The sequence below is a fragment of the Agrobacterium sp. 22117 genome, assembly GCF_052045735.1.
Taxonomy (GTDB): domain Bacteria; phylum Pseudomonadota; class Alphaproteobacteria; order Rhizobiales; family Rhizobiaceae; genus Agrobacterium; species Agrobacterium cavarae.
The window spans coordinates 279,113-298,030 of record NZ_JBQEPP010000002.1 but is presented as its reverse complement, the minus strand read 5'-3'; the positions used below and the strand labels follow the sequence as shown (position 1 = coordinate 298,030).

Sequence of the window (18,918 nt, the reverse complement as noted above, 5' to 3'; positions counted from 1 at the left end):
GCCGCTGCGCCGAACCGGTACGTTTCTGTAGAATTATTCCCTTTTGATAGACAACAGTATTAACCGGCACACAGTATAAAACGAAACGTGTGTGAACAGCTGGAAACCTAGACCCTTCCAGATGGTTCAAACGCAGAACGTTTCGACTTTGCCCGTCATCGTCCCCACAAGCGACCACGACGAAGCCACTCACAGCGTTCGCTAGCAACTGCATCACGACAAACCCGTTGAGAAGACGACACAACAACTGTTCGAGAGTGGCCTTCGTTGAAAACCAATCTGAAAAGCATCTTCGACTTCTCTCCCACACCTCGGGACAATCCGGTGTTGTTGAGAGCGCAATATGTGGCCTTCAGCCAGCAGATGCCGATGATGTACTTCATTCTACTCTCGAGCACGTGGGCGCTGGCCTTAACCTATCTGCACACCGCGCCGAGGCTGCTGTCGCTTGGCGTCCCATGCCTCTTCACCGTGATGTGCGGGGCGCGCATCCTCTTTTGGCTACGGTCTAGAGGTGATACTCCGCCCATTGCGGCTGTCGCATCCAGCATGAGGCGGATCAACATCCTTGGGGCGGTAATTGCCGCGTCCTTTACCACATGGTCCTGTCTTCTCTATCCCTATGGGGACGCCTTCCAGAAATCACATGTCGCCTTCTATATGGCGATCACCGTCATTTCCTGCATCTTCTGCATGATGCATGTGCGCTCCGCCGCCCTCATGGTCACGGCGATCGTCAACGGCACCTTCGTCGTTTTCTTCGCATCCACCGGGCACCTGACGCTCATTGCCACAGCCATCAACATTCTGCTCGTCTGTTTCGGCATGCTGGTCGTGCTGAAGATCAACTACGACAATTTCGAGCAAATGGTGCTGGCGCAGCAGAAGACCGAAGCCCTGAGCAACGAGAACCTCAAGCTCGCCAATATCGATAGCTTGACCGAACTCCCGAACCGCCGCGCCTTCTTTCATCATCTCGACACGTCCTTCACCCTCGCCCAGGCGGAAAATCATCGCCTCGCCGTCGGCGTGATCGATCTAGACGGCTTCAAACCCGTCAACGACCTTTACGGGCACTCCGCTGGCGACCGGCTTTTGAAAGAGGTCGGTGAGAGGCTGCAAGACGTCTGCAACGCCGAAAGCATGTTCCTGTCGCGCTTGGGTGGCGATGAGTTTGCTTTCATCATCTCCGGTCAGGTGAACGAGAATACCGTTCTTGCCGCGGGAAACCTGATGGGCTCCAAACTCCGCATCCCCTTTGAAACGCCGGATGCGACGATCATGATTTCCGCTTCGATCGGCATCGCCATCTATCCGGATGTGGCGTCCACGCCCGAGGAACTGTTCGACCGGGCCGACTATGCGCTCTACCAGAGCAAGCGCGAACATCGCGGCAACAGCACCCTGTTCACCACCAAGCATATCGTCGAAATCCACCGCGATGCGCGCGTGGAGCAGACGCTGCGGCAAGCCGATCTCGCAAACGAGTTGTCGGTGGTCTATCAACCGATCCTCGACGTCAACTCCGGCAAGACAGTCGGTTTCGAAGCGCTCGCACGCTGGAACAGCAAGCTTCTTGGTACTGTCCCACCGGCACAATTCATTCCGATCGCAGAGCGCGCCGGCATCATCAACATGCTGACGAAACCGCTGTTGAAGAAGGCATTGGCCACCGCGAAGACGTGGCCGCAGGACATTCGATTGTCCTTCAATCTCTCTGCCCAGGACATCAACAGCGCCGAAGCCACGCTTGGCATCATCGCCATCATCGCCAATAGCGGCTTCGACCCGCAGCGGCTGGATCTCGAGATCACCGAAACCGCGATCATTCATGACACCCGGCAGGCACGCAAATCCGTCGAGATGCTGCGAAAGATCGGCTGCGGCATTTCGCTCGACGATTTCGGCACCGGCTATTCGAGCCTGACCTCGCTTCACTCTCTACCGCTGACCAAGCTCAAGATCGACCGCAGCTTCGTCAGAGACATCCAAGACAGCGACGCCAGCTACAACATCGTCCGCTCGCTGCTGACGCTCAGCCGTGAAATGGGCCTAGACACGATTGTGGAGGGCGTCGAAACTCAAGCCGAACTCGCCGTCGTCAAGGCGCTCGGCGGGACGCTAGTGCAGGGCTATGTCTTTTCCCGGCCGATCCAGGCGGATGATGTGCATGCGTTTCTCAACGGGTGTGTTGAGGACAGCCTTCCGCAGTGGGCGTGACGCGGTCATAGGCAAGCGGGCGGCAAAGCAAGCGCAGCAAAGATACCGAGGCGTTCTGACCTCGCCTCTTGATCACCCTTGGTCTGGACCCATCGCTGTCCGGTTCGATGTTGTGACGTATGACGTATGTCTTTGATCGAGCTTATCTTTTCTGTGTCTTCGACGAGTTGCACCGCGACGGCGACGAAGGAACGGGAGCATCGATGGTTACGTTCCTCATTCCTGTGCTTGTCACAGGAATCCAGTCAGACCAAGTCTTTGGTCTTAAAGAACTCCTCTCGCCGCGCGGACGCGCAGCGGCTAGATTCCTGTGACAAGCACAGGAATGAGGAAAGACGTTACCTTTCCCCGTCCTATCAGTTGATTACCTTCAAGCAGCCGACTTCACGCTGCCAATCACGCCGACCAGGTCGTTGACGATCCGCTCGACCTGGGCGCTGTCATCGCCTTCTGCCATGACGCGGATCAGCGGCTCGGTGCCGGATGGGCGAATGACGAGACGGCCTTTGTCGGCAAGCGCGCTTTCGGCATCGGCAATCGCCTGTTTCACAACCGGGTTTTCCAATGGCTTGCCGCCGGAAATGCGGACATTCTTCAAGAGCTGCGGCACGGGCTCGAACTTGCGGCACACTTCGCTCACCGTCTTTCCCGAGCGCTTGACGCGCGCCAGAACCTGAAGGGCGGCCACGAGGCCATCACCCGTCGTGCCGTAATCGGAAAGCACGATATGGCCGGACTGCTCGCCGCCGACATTGAAATCGTGGTTGCGCATATGCTCGACCACGTAACGGTCGCCAACCTTGGTGCGCGCCAGCGTCAGACCCTTGTCGCCAAGGAAGCGTTCCAGGCCGAGATTGGACATGACGGTTGCGACGATGCCGCCGCCACGCAGGATATTGTCGTCGGCCCAGCTATGGGCGATCGTCGCCATCAACTGGTCACCATCGACGATCTGGCCGCGTTCATCGACGATGATGACACGGTCGGCGTCGCCATCGAGCGCGATGCCGATATCGGCGCGCACTTCGTGCACCTTCTTCTGCAACGCGTCCGGATGCGTCGAGCCGCATTCGAAATTGATGTTGGTGCCGTTCGGCTCGTTACCAATGGTCACGACCTCGGCACCGAGCTCCCAAAGCGCTGTCGGTGCGACCTTGTAGGCCGCGCCATTGGCGCAGTCGATTGCAATCCTGAGCCCGCTCAGCGTCACGTCGCGTGGCAGGGTGCGCTTGACGAACTCGATGTAGCGATAAATGTCGCCATCGACGCGCTTGGCGCGACCGATCTCATGCGGCTTGGCAAGCTGTGCGTGGATGTCCTTGTCGAGCAGGTCTTCGATTTCCAGCTCCAGCTCATCGGAAAGCTTGTAGCCATCCGGGCCGAAGAGCTTGATGCCGTTATCGGCGAAGGGATTGTGCGAGGCGGAAATCATCACGCCGATATCGGCACGAAGCGAGCGGGTCAGCATGGCAACGGCGGGAGTCGGGATCGGGCCGAGCAGGAAGACATCGAGACCGGCGGCGGTGAAGCCGGCGACTAGGGCGTTTTCCAGCATATAGCCGGACAGACGTGTATCCTTGCCGATCACGACGCGATGACGGTGATGGCCACGACGGAAGATCGTGCCAACAGCGATCCCCACCCGCATCGCAAGATCCGGCGTCATGGGGAAAACGTTGGATTGCCCGCGAATGCCATCAGTTCCGAAATAGCGACGTGTCATGTGAACTCCAAATATATGGCGGCGCCGTGCACTAAGATGCGGCAACCTTTTTTCGCTAGATGCCACAAAGCGAGTCTGGCAGCACGTAAATTACCGCAAAAACGGAATATATGTCGTGACCGGCCCAGGTTCTCCCCAGGAAAGCGGGGGCTCGGGGGCGAAGCGCCAGCAATGAGAGAGGCGACGGACAGACGGGAAGCTACGGGACTGGCGCCGCACCCACTACACACTCCGTCATCCTCGGGCTCGACCCGAGGATCCATGTTTTTCAATCGCTTACGTTTGTTGCCTGTGGATGGTCGGGTCAAGCCCGACCATGACGACGGAGAAATTTGTGCCAGCTTTTGGACAAGCAAGCGTCGCCAGCGACACCTGACAAACAAAAAGGCCGCTCTTTCGAAGCGGCCTTCCCGTCGTAAACTTGTGCACGAAGCTCAGTGCGGCTGGGGCTCCATGCCGCCTTCGGCTTCGCCATCGCCCTTGGCCTCGTTCGGGCCATCCTTCTTGGCGCCCGCCTTCGGCACGGCCGAGCCGCGATTATGGGGCGAGTCGTCGCCCATATCGCGAGCAGGCTTTTCGCCCTTCAGCAGCGACTTGATCTCTTCGCCCGACAGCGTCTCATATTCGAGCAGGCCTTCGGCAAGAGTCACGAACTCGTCGTGCTTGTCGGTCAGAATGCGGCGCGCTTCAGTATAGGCCTCGTCGATCAGGCGGCGAACTTCGCTGTCGATCGTCCGCGCAGTTGCCTCGGAAACATTCTTCGACTGCGACACGGAGTGGCCCAGGAAGACTTCCTGCTGGTTTTCGCCATAGGCAACCTGTCCGAGTTCGTCGGAGAAGCCCCACTGCGTCACCATGGCACGCGCAAGCTTGGTCGCCTGCTCGATATCGGACGACGCACCCGACGTGATGTTTTCCTTGCCGAAGGTCAGTTCTTCTGCAACGCGGCCGCCCATCATGATGACGAGGCGCGACACCATCCACTTGTAGCTCATCGAGTAACGGTCGCCTTCCGGCAACTGCATGACCATGCCAAGCGCGCGACCGCGCGGGATGATCGTCGCCTTGTGCAGCGGATCGGCCACCGGCACGTTCAGAGCCGTGATGGCGTGGCCTGCCTCGTGGTAAGCGGTCAGTTTCTTTTCGGCCTCGGTCATGGCGGTCGTGCGGCGTTCCGCACCCATCATGATCTTGTCCTTGGCGTCTTCGAATTCCTGCATGGTGACGACGCGCTTGTTGCGGCGGGCGGCCATGAGGGCTGCTTCATTGACGAGGTTCATCAGATCCGCACCGGAGAAACCGGGCGTGCCACGGGCCAAGACCTTGAGATCGACATTCGGCGCCAGAGGCACGTTGCGCGCATGCACTTTCAGGATGCGTTCGCGACCGACGATATCGGGGTTCGGCACCACGACCTGACGGTCGAAACGGCCTGGGCGCAGAAGTGCTGGGTCAAGAACGTCGGGACGGTTGGTCGCGGCGATCAGGATGATGCCTTCATTGGCCTCGAAACCATCCATCTCGACCAGCAACTGGTTCAGCGTCTGTTCGCGTTCATCATTACCGCCGCCAAGACCGGCGCCGCGATGGCGACCGACGGCGTCGATTTCGTCGATGAAGATGATGCAGGGCGCGTTCTTCTTCGCCTGTTCGAACATGTCGCGGACACGGGATGCACCCACACCGACAAACATTTCGACGAAGTCGGAACCGGAAATGGTGAAGAACGGCACATTGGCTTCACCGGCAACCGAGCGCGCCAGAAGCGTCTTACCCGTACCGGGAGGACCGACGAGCAGCACGCCGCGCGGGATCTTGCCGCCGAGACGCTGGAACTTCTGCGGGTCCCGCAGGAATTCGACGATTTCTTCCAGGTCCTGCTTGGCTTCGTCGACACCGGCGACATCGTCAAAGGTGACGCGGCCATGTGCTTCCGTCAGAAGCTTCGCCTTGGATTTGCCAAAGCCCATCGCGCCGCGCGATCCACCCTGCATCTGCCGCATGAAGAACAGCCACACACCAAGGATCAGGAACATCGGGAGAAGCGTACCGAGATAGCTCAGGAAACCGGAGGAACCATCGCTTTCAGGACGCGCGACAATGGTGACGTTCTTCTGCTGAAGACGGTCCATCAGCGAGTCGTCAATGACCGGCGAATAGGTCTGGAAGGTCGTTCCATTTTCGGTGTAGGTGCCAAGAACGCGGTTGCCCGTTACCGTCACTTCACGGACACGGCCTGCATCGACATCACGAATAAATTGCGAATATGGAATTTCGCGCGAGCCGGACTGAGACGGCGACGTCTGAAACATGCTGAAAAGCGCAATCAGCAAAAGAGCAATCACCGCCCACAGGGCGAAATTTCTAAAATTTGGGTTCATTGAACTCCCCGAACTCCAACGGACGGATGACCGCCCGCCATTATGTTGCCCCTAACATAAGGAGGACAGTTGCGGTTGCCAAGGCGAAGGGAGGAAGGAGATGTGTTTTGCGGTAAAAACTCTGCGAAATTTACGACAAACTTTGCAGTGGAAGCCGCGGATAGACGCCGCGCCCGAGACTGAGCGCAATTGCGTTGGCCAAATCGAGGTCGAAGCGCGGGAGAAACAGGTCGTAGGGCGCTAGCAAAGGGCGCATCGTAATCAACCCCATATCGGCCTCCCCCTGCCCTGCACCCTCCGGAGTAACACGTGGCTGCGAGAGCTTCGCGCGTTTCAACACGCCGGTCGGAACGGCGGTGGGCGTGGCATCCTCTGCATAAGCAACCGCACCGCCGGAAACAGTCACCGGAAGCTGAGAACGGTTGACGATCTCGAACCGCTCATCCCACCTCGCGGTCTCGCCGGGAGCAACGGTTATCGTCGGCACGTCCCGGTTCTCCCGCATCAGGTATAAACTATCCTTGCGCCGGTCGAATATGACGCGCCCTGCCGTCAGCCTATCTGGCTCTCTGGCGGTGACAAAGGCCATCACCCGATCCATGCTCTGCGCCGCAAGCGGATAGGTTCTGCCGCCTGCAACGCAAGCGACTGCGGTCAGCGCATAGCGGATGACGGTAGGATCATCGCCAAGACAATCGGCGCTGAGCTTGATCAGTCCACCCGGATAAGCCTGCGCAGCGCCGGAGACCAAAGCCGCGGCGCGGGATGCAAGCTCTGTCCTGTCAAGCAACGGCTCGCGGGACTGTGGTCCGGCATCCCTTGAGAGCTTGCGCACACGCACCCGCTCATACTTATCGTCGTCATTGCTAGGGTCATCGAACCAGCCCTGCCCTTTGGCGGCGAGATAGTCGCGAATATCCTCGCGCCGCACGCTCAAGAACGGGCGCAGCACCCAATGGCGGGCATTGTAGAGAACCGCATTCGCCATACCAGAGAGGCCGGGCATGCCAGCCTGCGCGCTTCGTTGACTGCGCATCGCGATCGTCTCGCGCTGGTCGTCAAGCGTGTGCCCGACCACAATGGCTGTTGCGCCGATCTTGCCGGCGACCTCGCCGACCAGCCGATACCGCGCTAGCCGCGCTGCGGCGGAGATACCGGTTTTCGGCTTCTCGTCATTCCAGCGAAGGATGTCATGGGGAATATTCAGCCCGCGGCAGAAGGATTGAACGGCTTGCGCTTCATCCGCCGCTTCGGGGCGCAAAGCGTGGTCGATGGTCACGGCATGAAGCTGGACATCGTCGCGACCGGAGACACGCAAAACCTCGTGAAGGGCAAGAAGCAGGCCGGTGGAATCACTTCCACCTGAGACCGCCACCAGAAGAAGGGCGGGTGTTGAAATGCGTTCTAGAAGATTCCGCGCTGCCTCAATCGGCGCTAGCGGAGAAGAAAGGGGCGCCATGGCGGGGGCGGCGAGCAGGCTCAGCAGCCGATGCGCTTCTGTTCACTGGTGACTTTGCCGAGAACGGTCTTGGAGGCGCTGGGGTAGCGCTTCGGCACTTCGCGCAGCGTGGCGCAGGCGGTGTCTTTGTTATCCAGTGCGGCAAGCGACATGCCGAGCTTCAGCAGCATTTCAGGTGCCTTGGGAGACTTGCCGTAATTCTTGTGGCCGTCGAGAAAGGTCTTCGCCGCAGCGGTGAACTTGCCCTGCGAATATTGCGCTTCGCCAAGCCAGAAGCTGGCATCCGCCGCCTTCGAGCCATTGGGGTAGCCTTGGATATACTGCTCGAAGCCCTGCTCCGCCTGCTTGTAATCGCCAGCAAGCACATGGCTGTAAGCTGCCTGGTAGATATCGTTTTCGCTGGTCAGCGCTGCGGTATTGACCGGATCGGTGCTGGTGGACTTGCCACCCGTGCTTACACCTGGAAGCGCCCCTGCAGAATTGTTGGCACTGGAATTCAGCGTGCCGCCAACCGGCAGGCCGCGCGAATCAAGCTCGATCGAGCCAAGCGTCGTCTCGCCGGGTGCCGCGTTGGACCGCGGACCGGTGGGTGCTGCGCTGCCTGGCACCGAAGCGCCGTTGGTGGACGGCTCTCCGATAATGGTTGCGACATCGTCAGACGGACCGGCGGAAGAGCCTGCAGGCGGAAGATCCGCCTCGGCCTTTTTCTTCGGTGCTGCAGCCGGTGCAGAGGACTTGCCGCCGCCTTCCAGTTCCTGGAAGCGGTACTCATTGTCTTCCTGCGCCTTGCGAATGGTTTCCTGCATCTGGAGAAGCTGGAAGCTCATCTCCTCGATACGACCGTTCAACTGACGGATCTGCTCTTCAAGCTGTTGTACGCGGTAGGTCTCGTTGGCCTGGACATTGACCACCGGAGCCCGCGAATTGGTCGTGCTAGGGTTCCCACCCCAGCCAAACAACGGCTGCGACACTGCAGTGCCGCTGAAGCCGGTGCAGGCTGCAAGCCCCAGCATTCCCGCCACGACAAGTTTCTTCATAGTGCTTCCTGTCTCATTGATTTGCGCCCCAGCGGCGCAACTCGCGATTTTTTCCATCTGCGATGAAAAAGCAACTTAACTTCGGCCAAACTATGAAAAAAACGAAAGGCGACCCGAGGGCCGCCTTTGCAAATTTCATCACGATTGCGCGAGGCAATTACATGCCTGCGCCACCGAGAACGGTAACCGCGCGGCGGTTCTGCGACCAGCAGGAGATGTCGTCGCAAACGGCGACCGGACGTTCCTTGCCGTAGGAGATGGTCTTCATGCGGTTGGCCGGAACGCCCTGGGATGCCAGGAATTCCTTGGTGGCGGCTGCACGGCGTGCACCGAGCGCCAGGTTGTATTCGCGCGTGCCGCGTTCATCGGCATGGCCTTCAACCGTGATGGCGTAGTTCGGGTAACGAGCAAGCCACTGGGCCTGACGCTGCAGCGTCTGCTGTGCATCGGCGCGGATCGAGGTGGAGTCGGTATCGAAGAAGATGCGGTCGCCGACATTGACGGTGAAGTCCTGCTGCGAACCAGGCGTCGCGGAACCAGCACCACCGCCGAGGCCAAGCTCGCCAGCGCTGTTCGGCATGTTCTTCTTGTTCGCGCAACCGGCAAGCGCCAGAGCAAGCGTCAGAGCGATAACAGCCGGATTGCGGGCGATTTTCTGCATTGGGCTAAGCGCCGAAGTTTGTGTACGGCTCATCGCCGGTCTCTCCTTAGGATTTCGATAACGTTGCCAGACGCTAACCGATTGAGGTTAACGGCCCCCGAACGCTTATGGTTAACAAAACGGAAATGTCCCACTTTTCTGCTCCCTCACAGCATTTTGCGGCAAGAAAGAGGCGCATTCCCGGTATTCTCCACAAAACCGCCACAACAACTCCGGTTCGAGGTGCTGTGGCGGGTATTCATCAGGCATGGTCGAAGCAAAACGGTAGAGCGGTTGTGCGAGAGCGACATGCGAAAGAACAAGGCCTAATGCGTAGGGAGCGAATCTGAAAGATCGCGAAACGCCTTAGTCAAGTAGTGGCGACCAGGCAGGGTCGGACGCATAGGTCGGGGTCTTGACCATCTGCTCGTTGTAACCTGTCAGGTCGATGGAATAGAGCTGCGGGCCACCGGCACCGGCATTCTGGCGGAAGAACATCAGCACACGTCCATTTGGCGCCCAGGTCGGTCCCTCATTGTGGAAGCCGGACGTCAGAATGCGCTCGCCAGAACCATCGGGCTTCATCACGCCGATGGAGAACTTGCCGCCCGACTGCTTGGTAAAGGCAATCAGATCGCCGCGCGGAGACCAGACCGGCGTGGAGTAGGACCCGTCGCCGAAGGAAATACGCGTCTGGCCCGAGCCATCGGCATTCATCACATAGATCTGCTGGCGTCCGCCACGGTCGCTTTCAAAGGCGATGCGCTGGCCGTCCGGCGAATAGGATGGTGCCGTGTCGATCGCACCCGTATTCGTCAGACGCGTCGTGGTGCGCGAGCGCAGATCCATCGTGTAGATATTGGCATTGCCCTCCTGCTGAAGGCTCATGATCACCTTCTGACCATCCGGCGAAAAGCGCGGGGAGAAGGTCATGCCCGGGAAGTTGCCGACGACTTCACGCTGTCCAGTTTCCAGTTGCAGCAGGTAAACGCGCGGCTGGTTGCCTTCGAACGACATATAGGTGACTTCCTGCCGGTTCGGCGAGAAGCGCGGCGTCAGCACCAGATCGTTGGTGTTGGTGAGGTTGCGAACGTTGAAGCCATCCTGGTCCATGATGGACAGCTGGCGCTTGCGCTGCTGCTTCGGTCCGCTTTCGGACACGAAAACAACGCGGGTGTCGAAATAGCCCTTCTCGCCGGTGATGCGCTCATAGATGGCATCGGCGATGATATGCGCGACGCGGCGCCAGTTTTCCGGCTGGGTGAAGAACTGCTGACCCATCATCTGCTGGCCGGCAAAGGTGTCCCACAGACGGAACTCGGCGCGAAGACGGCCATCGGCCTCTTTCGTTACCCGGCCCGTCACCAGTGCCTGGGCATTGATGACCTTCCAGTCTTCAAAGCGCGGGGACTGGTCCGGATTGCTGATCTTTTCGATGAAGGCGCTCTTGTTGATCGGCGCAAACAGGCCGGAGCGCTGCAGGTCCGCCGCAACCACAGCGGAAACCTGCGCACCGATGCCGTCACCCGACATGAAATCGGTGATCGCAATCGGCAGCGGCTGCACATTGCCCTTGGTGATATTGAGCCGAACTTCCGCGTTGGCTGGAGTGATCGCAACGAACGACAGGATGAGGCCGGAGGCCACCATCATCGCGCGAAGGAAAGAGAACTTGATCATCGAGACAAGCCTTTCAGCTTTTTTTTCATAAATTGCACATCGATTGGAATACGGATGCCCGGCGCCGAAAGCGGCTGCTTAGACACCGAAGTCTTCCGGCGTGAACGTCAACAACAAGGTGTTCCATCCTTTTTCACCGTCGTACTTATCCGGTGGGAGATTGGTAAAGGGCGCGGATCGGGTGACGGCGCGCCTTGCGCTGCCTTCCACCGCCCGGCGCGTTCCGTCCGGTCCGCCTGTCGCCGAAACCTCAAGCTGGCCGACGATCTCACCCGATCTGTCGAGATGGACGCGGACTTCAACGACCACCTGCGCCACATCCGTCAGGCCGGCAACCATCGACCAGTTCTTGGAGATCTGTCCACGCAAAGCATCCATCTCACTGGCGCTCAGGCCCGTGCCGATCGTCTTCTTGCCACCAAGGGCTGCCGTCTGGGTGGAGCGCTTCGCGCCACCGCCGGAAGGCGCCTGCTTGTTGAGAAGTGCAGAGATTTCGTCGGCATTGAACTCGCTCTGCTGTGTTGCGGCAGCCTTTGCCGTTTCCTGCTTGCGATCAGAGACCTTCTTGTCGGAAGGCTTTTCATTGGCCTTGGCCTGGTCGGTCTTCTTTTCAGTCGGCTTTTCCGCAGGCTTCTGCTCAGCCGGCTTCTGCGGCTCGGGCTTTGGCGGCTCCGGCTTCTGTTCCGGCGGCTGCGGACGCGCATTGGGGCGCGGCACGTTCTGCGGCACGGCAATTTCTGCCGGTTCCTGGTTCTGCGGCGGCGGCTCTTCGGCCTTCTGCTCGGCAGGCGGTGGCTCGGCGGGCTTCGGCGGCGTCGCGATTTCAGGCTTGGGCTGTGGAAGGGCCGCCATCTCCTGCGGCTTCGGCGCGGTCTCTTCCTTTACGATGTCCTTGACGTCGTTCGGATTGGTATCGACCACCGGTGCCGGCTGCTCCTGCTTGGGCGGAGCGGCAGCACTGTCATTGTTGTTGGGCTTTTCGGTCGGCGTCGGCGGCGCATCGAGGTCGGCATTGTTGTTGCCGACATTCTGCGCATTGGGCACGGTGTCGGGACGCGTGGTCGGAACAGGGGCGGATTTCTCCGCTTTCGGCGCCTTCTTGTCACCCTGCTGGATCTGCGTCATTTCCTCGACGGAGACGAGTTCGACAGGCATCGACTCGGCCTGAGACACCTCGAGCGGTGCCGGCGAGCCCAGGGACACAAGGGCAAAGGCCAGCAGCGAGGCGTGCACGATCGCAGATGTGGTAATGCTACCCTTCATCGCCGAGGTCAATTGTCCTGTTTCTGTTGCGTTACGAGGCCGATATTCTTGAAGCCCGCACCCTGAATACGCGCCATGACATCCGCGACAACGCCATAAGCGGCGACGGAATCGGCACGCACGAAGACGCGTTCATTGTATCCGGTGGTGGCGATCGCTTTCAGCTTATCCGCCACTTCCGCCGCTTCGATAGGCGTTTCCTGCAGATGGATCTGGCCATTGGCATTGACCGAAATGGTGATCGGCTGCGTTTCCGAGTTCAGAGCGGAGGCAGAGGTCTGCGGCAGATCGACCGGCACGCCGACCGTCATCATCGGCGCTGCCACCATGAAGATGATGAGCAGCACGAGCATGACGTCCACGAGTGGCGTCACGTTGATTTCGCTGATCGCACCGCCGCCACGGCGACCGCGTCCACGGCCGCGACGACCGCCCGAACCACCACCGCTACCGCCTGCTGACATACCCATCGCGTTTTACTCCACTGGCTTTCGGCGTTGCGTTTTACTGCGCGGCCTGACGCGTCTGCAGCTTCTCGTCGATCTGGCGAGACAGGATCGCGGAGAACTCGTCGGCAAAACCTTCCATGCGCGAGGAAAGCTTGTGCGCGTCAGCCATGAACTTGTTGTAGGCCATGACCGCCGGAATAGCGGCCACGAGGCCGATTGCGGTTGCCAGAAGCGCTTCGGCAATACCGGGCGCCACGACCGCAAGGTTGGTGGACTTCGAACCGGCAATCGCCTGGAACGAGGTCATGATACCGACAACCGTACCGAAAAGACCGATGAACGGACCGGCAGAACCGATGGTCGCCAGCGAACCGAGACGCGCTTCGAACTGCTCGGCTTCGCGTGACATCGTCACATCCATGGCCCGGTCGATACGCATCTGCAGACCGATCGGAGACCGCGCGCCGCGCTCGAAGGACTTCTTCCATTCGCGCATGGCGGCCACGAAGATCGCCGCAAGGCCGCCATTCTGGCGTTCGGCCAGGGTGCGGTAGAGCTCTTCAAGCGACTGGCCGGACCAGAACACCTGCTCGAACTGATCGAACTGGCGCCGTGCCTTGGTGAAGCTCATATATTTGTCGATGACGATGGCCCACGTCCAAACCGAGGCGGCTAAGAGGCCGATCATCACCAGCTTGACGATGAGTCCTGCCTGCATGAACAGTGCCCAAAGACTCACATCATGCGTTGCCGCTGCCAAACCTGCCTGTTCCATAAATATTCCAATCCCCGAATCCAAACGCCCGGTGCATGACCGGGCGATTCAAACACGCATTGATGCGTTAAGCGTCGCGGTTGAAATCCGCCAGCCCGTCGCCTTTGCCCCGATAAGTGCCAGTACGCCTTATTCGCCGGTAAATTTGGTAAAAGGAAGGCGCATAGCCCACAAATACCGGGCGTTTCAGTAAGACTACATTATGGTTAAGGGAGTGTTACGAAACATGGGGCTGCGGGCGCGTTTTCTGTCCCGCCCTTCGGTTTACTTCAAAAACTTCTCCGCGACCGTCTCCGGCAGACGTCTTGGTCTTCCTTTGGCGTTGATGACGGCAATGATCACTTTCGCCGCGACCAGCAGCGTCTCGCCACGACGGATCTCCTGGTTCAGCACCATCTTTGCCCCGCCCGCCTTTTCGGTGATGGTGGTAATGGTCAACACATCGTCCATCCGCGCCGGCGTCTTGAAGTCGATCTCCATGCGGTGAACGACAAAGACCAGCCCCTCCTCATCCGCCGTCAGAAGCGCACTCTGCTCGCAGCCAAGGCAGCGCAGATAGTCGGTGCGGCCGCGCTCGAGGAAATGAAGGTAGCGAGCGTGATAGACGAGGCCGGAAAAATCCGTATCCTCGTAATAGACCCGCTGCACCAGCCTGTGGCCATGCTCGATCAACTCTCCGGAAAGGGAAACGGTGATGTCAGTCATTGTCTGTCCTGGGTTGATTGCCTTCGCGCACGATCACATGCTGATGCCGCTCAGGCAGCATCTCGATACTGTCGGCAATGAATGCGGGACGCAGATCGTTCTCCCGTAGTGCTTTCACGGTTGCGGGCAACCAGCGGAACTCTACCTCGCCGCCATCGGCGACGCGGTGAATGATATCATTCTCATGAAACGGAAAAGCCTCGTCCAGCCGGATTTGATAATAGAAGGCCATCTCATGCGCCTGATAGTCGCCGTAAGTGAAGAAGTTTTCCGCCGACCAGACGAGACGCTCGATGCGCGCCTTCACATGCAGCTCTTCCTCGATCTCGCGCAGGATCGTTTCGTCGGTGCTTTCCCCGATTTCGGCCCGGCCACCGGGCAGCGCCCAGTAACGATCGGCGACGCTCCGGTTCACCAGAAGATGACCTTGGTGGAAGATCAGGGCTGCCACGCGAAAGCTGAAGAGCTGCGGCTTGTGGTCCAGCCGGATCATGTGGCGCGGTTGAGGATTGCTCATTTGTCGTCCAGATTGCCGTCATCCCAGACCACGTGGCGGGTGGAGGCGGGCAAGTTTTCGATCTCTGCGGCGATGAAATAGGGCGGGATGTCGAGTGCCGTCAATGCCTCTGTAGTCGCCCTGGCCCAGCGAAACTCAAGCGCATTCTTGCCGTCCTGAACCCGGTGGACGATCTTTTCCTCATCGAATGGGAAGCTCTCGGGCAGGTCCATCAGGTAGTAGAAACCAAGCTCGTGCCAGTCCTTGCCCTCGTAGTGAAAGAAGTTCTCCACCACCCACAGCAGCCGCCCAACGGAAACCTCGGCACCCAGTTCTTCCACCATTTCGCGCGCCAGCGTCTCTTCCGATCGCTCGCCCATTTCGGCGCGCCCGCCGGGAAAGGTCCAGAATTTCTCATGGGTGGCGCGATGCACCAGCACGTGGCCGTTGCGAAAGGCGATGCCTGCCACGCGCATCTGGAAAATGCGCTTCGGCTTGAATTTCATGCGAATGCGAGTGTCTTCAACCATCAGGTGTCCAAAGGATTAAACAGGAAACAGCAAATCAGTTTCCGTCCATCCTAATGCCTGTAATTCGGTTTTGCGAACAGGCGCATCGTCGCCGACGATAAATTCATCCAGCTGTGGCGGCTTGAGGCGCGTGCCGGAGAGCATCGCATGAACCTGGCCGCGATGATGCGTTTGATGTTGAAAGAGATGGGAAAGAATATCGTCGCAACGATCCTGCTGCACCCGCTCACCGCGGTGAACATGGACCGTAGCGGCAAGCCCGTCCTCGTCGAGACCGTCGACGAAAGCGATCAGATCCATGTCGAGTGCCGCTTGCGCCTCTGCCAAGGACGCCATGTCGCTATAGGGCTCAGGCTCGCCGAAAACGCTGTGACCCAACGATCCGCCGTTCATCGCATCGAGATAGAAGAGATCCACCAGGTAAATGTGGTTCAGCGTTTTGCGGATCGTCGGAAAAAAGCTGGTGCGCGGTGCCACCAACTCATCAGCGGTTAATTGAAGACAGGCGTGGTGCAAGCGCAGATTGGCAAGCCTGTTGTTGCGCGCCAGCTTTTTGAATATCCGCGTTGAATCATAGGTCATCTCGCCATCCTCTCGCATACAGGCCGAAGGCCCGAGGCAATCAGCGCCTTGAGCCTTTTTCGTCAGCGGCGACGAGGTGTCGGCTCAACTCGCCTTGTCGAGCTCCGAATGGCTCTTCAGAACTTTGCCGCCATCTTCCTGCTCGATCAGATAGGCAGGCTCATCCTTGCTGGCCTTACGCTTGATCGTCGAGCCGTCGATCTTGCGTTCGACATCCTCGGTAAAGCTCTCGGCCACCTTGCCCTCGCCTTTGCCATTGCCCCACTTCCAGCTGACCTTGGTGCCTTTGCGATATGTCGTCATGCGGCTTCTCCCATTGAAAGAACGGGAAAAGGCGGCGGCCGCGATCTGGTTCCGTCAGCCGACCAGATCGATCACAACGATTTCCGGTGGCGACATGAAGCGGATCGGCGCGCCGGAACAACCAAGCCCGCCCGACACGACCAGGTGGCGATTGTTCTCGACCTTGTGTCCATAGGCATATCTCTCGCCGAAGAGCGACGGAACGACGGGTCTCCAGCCAAAGAGATTGACCTGCCCGCCATGCGTGTGACCTGACAAGGTCAGTGACACGCGCTCCGGGATCGTCGGGAAAATATCCGGCTCATGGGCCATCATGATGATCGGCGCGTCATCGGTGATCTGCGCCATCGTTCCAGGAAGATCGTCGAGCCCGACAGTCTCGCCACTTTCGCGAAAGGCCCACTGATCCTCAAGTCCAGCAATCCAGAAGGGATGCTCTTCGCTCCCGGTTCGGATCGCGGTGTTGGAATGAACGGTAATACCGACGGCGCGAAGCGCCCTGTGCGACACGGTTTCCTTCAGCCGCAGCCTTTGGGCTTCGGCATCCTGCGCCCAGTCATGATTGCCGCACACGGCGTGAACGCCATAGGGTGCGGTCAAGCCGGAAAGCGCCTTTGCCCATTCCGCTGGCGGGACGATATCGGTGATGAAGCGTTGCATGCCGGTGACGTAGTCGCCAAGCAGCAGAATGATATCCCCGCCAAGCGTATTGGCATAGTTGGCGATGCTTGAAATCCGTTCCGTCGACATCCACGGTTCGCAGGCATGCACATCGGCAAGGATGACGAGACGCAGGCTCTGCCCGGCCGGCCAGTTGGGTGGGGTGATGCGATAGCGCGTCGTCGCAAGCCGCAGCATAGGTTCGACACCACCTGCATAGGCCCCAAGCGAAAAGAAGCCTGCGCTGGCAGTCGCGGCCATTTTAAGAAGCGCTCGACGCGTGATCAAATTTACTCGTCCTCGAGAGATAGGCGAAACTGCGCCGCTTCCAGATCCTTAGGCGGCTGCATACCGAGATGCTTCCACGCTGTCGCGGTCAAAATACGGCCACGTGGCGTTCTCTGGATAAATCCCTGCTGGATCATATAGGGCTCGATGATATCTTCGATCGCATCGCGTGGCTCTGAGAGACCGGCTGCAATGGTTTCGATGCCGACTGGCCCGCCACCGAAATTCATCGCGATCATCGTCAGATAGCGCATGTCGAGCTGATCGAGACCCATATTGTCGACCAAAAGCCGCGTCAGCGCCTGATCGGCAATTTCGCGGGTCACGGCTTCGGCGCGGGCCACTTCGGCAAAGTCGCGCACGCGTCGTAGCAGGCGCCCGGCAATACGCGGCGTCCCACGCGCGCGGCGCGCAACTTCGCGCGCGCCCTCATCCGTCATCGGCAGCCCCATCAACCGCGCACCACGGCGCACGATCAGTTCCAGCTCATCCACCGTGTAGAAGGAGAGCCTCACCGGAATGCCGAAACGGTCGCGGAGCGGCGTGGTCAGAAGACCAAGGCGCGTGGTGGCGGCAACGAGGGTAAACTTGGAAAGATCGATCTTCACCGAGCGTGCCGCTGGCCCCTCGCCAATGATCAGATCGAGCTGAAAGTCTTCCATCGCCGGATAGAGGATTTCCTCCACCGCCGGGCTCAGCCGGTGAATTTCGTCGATGAACAGAACGTCGCGCTCTTCAAGGTTGGTCAAAAGCGCTGCAAGATCACCCGCCTTGGCGATGACCGGGCCGGAGGTGGACTTGAAGTTAACCCCAAGCTCCTTCGCCATGATCTGTGCCAGCGTCGTCTTGCCGAGACCGGGCGGACCGACGAAGAGCACATGATCCAGCGCCTCGCCGCGGTTCTTCGCTGCCTCGATGAAAATCTTCAGATTGGCGCGCGCCTCCGCCTGGCCGGTAAAATCATCAAGCGTCTGCGGGCGCAGCGTCGTATCGATATCCTCGCCGCGCTTCTCAGAAGAAATCAGCCGTGCAGCCTCACTCATGTCAAAAGTTCCATTCCGGGTATTTTTCGCGCTGCCTTGATGTCGAAGGTATAAATCGTTTTGCAGCCTTCGCCGAGCGACTGACACGCGATAAGCGCGTCCGTGAAGTCGGCATTATGGCGCTCAACCAGACGGACGGCTTTGACGACCTTATCGTGTCCTTCAACGACCAAACCCCTTGTGTGCAGCAACTTGCGAATGGCCAAGCTGATCTGTCGTCGATCGAAACCGTATTGTGACTTCAAAGCCCAACTGAGCTCGATCAAAGTGAGAAGCGTTACGAAGACAGTGTAGTCGCGGCCAATCCCTGCTCCGAAACGCAGTGCTGCTTCCCGTTGGCCTGGCTCATCATCAACGAAAAGACGAAGAACGACGTTCGTATCCACGCCATAGACCATCATGCAGCGGCATCCGCCTGATCATCATCGGTATCGACGACGTTATGGCCTGCAGCCTTGCTGACGGTCTCGTCTATTTCTTCCAAGGTGGCACGGCCCTTGGGAGGCTTACCTAAAAGGCCAGCGAGATCATTGAAATCAACATTCTTTGGCGTCAGCACCACTTCGCCATCGATGATGGAGTAGACGACCTGATCACCGGGCCTGAGGTCGAGCGCTTCACGCATGTCTTTCGGCAACGTCACCTGCCCCTTCGACGAAACGACAACTTCCCATCCCATTATAA

19 protein-coding genes are annotated in these 18,918 nt (G+C 59.1%); 1 reads left to right on the top strand and 18 read right to left on the bottom strand.

Features of this window, described 5'->3' with window-relative positions; translation table 11 throughout:
- The first annotated feature begins 267 nt into the window (after window positions 1-267).
- Window positions 268-2,220, top strand: a complete 1,953-nt coding sequence (locus ACTJKV_RS05810) for a putative bifunctional diguanylate cyclase/phosphodiesterase (RefSeq protein WP_440598525.1) — start codon at window positions 268-270, stop codon at window positions 2,218-2,220.
- A 370-nt stretch (window positions 2,221-2,590) separates the two neighbouring features.
- Here the strand turns inward: ACTJKV_RS05810 and glmM are convergent, their stop codons facing one another.
- From glmM to ACTJKV_RS05720, 18 genes are all read right to left on the bottom strand, one after another.
- On the bottom strand, window positions 2,591-3,943 hold the full coding sequence (glmM, locus tag ACTJKV_RS05805; protein WP_062426211.1) for a phosphoglucosamine mutase: 1,353 nt from the start codon (window positions 3,941-3,943) through the stop codon (window positions 2,591-2,593).
- 434 nt (window positions 3,944-4,377) lie between these two features.
- Window positions 4,378-6,324, bottom strand: coding sequence for an ATP-dependent zinc metalloprotease FtsH (ftsH, locus tag ACTJKV_RS05800; RefSeq protein ID WP_062427959.1), 1,947 nt, complete (start codon window positions 6,322-6,324; stop codon window positions 4,378-4,380).
- 130 nt (window positions 6,325-6,454) lie between these two features.
- A complete protein-coding gene (gene tilS, locus ACTJKV_RS05795) occupies window positions 6,455-7,783 on the bottom strand; it encodes a tRNA lysidine(34) synthetase TilS (protein ID WP_274103180.1) in 1,329 nt (442 codons plus the stop codon).
- A gap of 20 nt (window positions 7,784-7,803) precedes the next feature.
- Window positions 7,804-8,820, bottom strand: coding sequence for a tol-pal system protein YbgF (ybgF, locus tag ACTJKV_RS05790; RefSeq protein ID WP_062427957.1), 1,017 nt, complete (start codon window positions 8,818-8,820; stop codon window positions 7,804-7,806).
- 157 nt (window positions 8,821-8,977) lie between these two features.
- On the bottom strand, window positions 8,978-9,514 hold the full coding sequence (pal, locus tag ACTJKV_RS05785) for a peptidoglycan-associated lipoprotein Pal (RefSeq protein ID WP_062427956.1): 537 nt from the start codon (window positions 9,512-9,514) through the stop codon (window positions 8,978-8,980).
- Between the two features lie 312 nt (window positions 9,515-9,826).
- Window positions 9,827-11,140: a Tol-Pal system beta propeller repeat protein TolB gene (gene tolB, locus ACTJKV_RS05780; protein ID WP_062427955.1), complete on the bottom strand. Its 1,314-nt coding sequence runs from the start codon at window positions 11,138-11,140 to the stop codon at window positions 9,827-9,829.
- Window positions 11,141-11,218: 78 nt separating this feature from the next.
- Window positions 11,219-12,403, bottom strand: a complete 1,185-nt coding sequence (locus ACTJKV_RS05775; RefSeq protein WP_062427954.1) for a hypothetical protein — start codon at window positions 12,401-12,403, stop codon at window positions 11,219-11,221.
- An 8-nt stretch (window positions 12,404-12,411) separates the two neighbouring features.
- Window positions 12,412-12,873: a protein TolR gene (gene tolR / locus ACTJKV_RS05770; RefSeq protein WP_062427953.1), complete on the bottom strand. Its 462-nt coding sequence runs from the start codon at window positions 12,871-12,873 to the stop codon at window positions 12,412-12,414.
- Between the two features lie 34 nt (window positions 12,874-12,907).
- A complete protein-coding gene (gene tolQ, locus ACTJKV_RS05765) occupies window positions 12,908-13,627 on the bottom strand; it encodes a protein TolQ (protein ID WP_062427952.1) in 720 nt (239 codons plus the stop codon).
- A 264-nt stretch (window positions 13,628-13,891) separates the two neighbouring features.
- Window positions 13,892-14,332, bottom strand: a complete 441-nt coding sequence (ybgC, locus tag ACTJKV_RS05760; RefSeq protein ID WP_062427951.1) for a tol-pal system-associated acyl-CoA thioesterase — start codon at window positions 14,330-14,332, stop codon at window positions 13,892-13,894.
- Entirely contained in the window at window positions 14,325-14,849 is a 525-nt protein-coding gene (locus tag ACTJKV_RS05755) for an NUDIX hydrolase (RefSeq protein ID WP_274103179.1), read from the bottom strand. Before ACTJKV_RS05755 ends, ybgC begins: the two co-directional genes overlap by 8 nt.
- Entirely contained in the window at window positions 14,846-15,358 is a 513-nt protein-coding gene (locus ACTJKV_RS05750; protein WP_274103178.1) for an NUDIX hydrolase, read from the bottom strand. The genes ACTJKV_RS05755 and ACTJKV_RS05750 overlap by 4 nt, the downstream gene beginning before the upstream one ends.
- Window positions 15,359-15,373: 15 nt before the next feature.
- Entirely contained in the window at window positions 15,374-15,940 is a 567-nt protein-coding gene (locus ACTJKV_RS05745; protein WP_274103176.1) for a DinB family protein, read from the bottom strand.
- A gap of 84 nt (window positions 15,941-16,024) precedes the next feature.
- Window positions 16,025-16,243 (bottom strand): DUF2945 domain-containing protein, encoded by a 219-nt coding sequence (locus tag ACTJKV_RS05740; protein ID WP_062427947.1) that lies wholly within the window; start codon window positions 16,241-16,243, stop codon window positions 16,025-16,027.
- 54 nt (window positions 16,244-16,297) lie between these two features.
- The gene (locus ACTJKV_RS05735) at window positions 16,298-17,191 is read right to left on the bottom strand and encodes a metallophosphoesterase (protein ID WP_343108936.1); all 894 of its coding nucleotides are present in this window, start codon (window positions 17,189-17,191) and stop codon (window positions 16,298-16,300) included.
- A gap of 2 nt (window positions 17,192-17,193) precedes the next feature.
- A complete protein-coding gene (ruvB, locus tag ACTJKV_RS05730; protein WP_062427945.1) occupies window positions 17,194-18,234 on the bottom strand; it encodes a Holliday junction branch migration DNA helicase RuvB in 1,041 nt (346 codons plus the stop codon).
- Window positions 18,231-18,635, bottom strand: coding sequence for a PIN domain-containing protein (locus ACTJKV_RS05725; RefSeq protein WP_062439814.1), 405 nt, complete (start codon window positions 18,633-18,635; stop codon window positions 18,231-18,233). The genes ruvB and ACTJKV_RS05725 overlap by 4 nt, the downstream gene beginning before the upstream one ends.
- Complete coding sequence (locus tag ACTJKV_RS05720; RefSeq protein WP_062439812.1) at window positions 18,632-18,913, bottom strand: AbrB/MazE/SpoVT family DNA-binding domain-containing protein; 282 nt, start codon at window positions 18,911-18,913, stop codon at window positions 18,632-18,634. The genes ACTJKV_RS05725 and ACTJKV_RS05720 overlap by 4 nt, the downstream gene beginning before the upstream one ends.
- Between the last annotated feature and the right edge of the window lie 5 nt (window positions 18,914-18,918).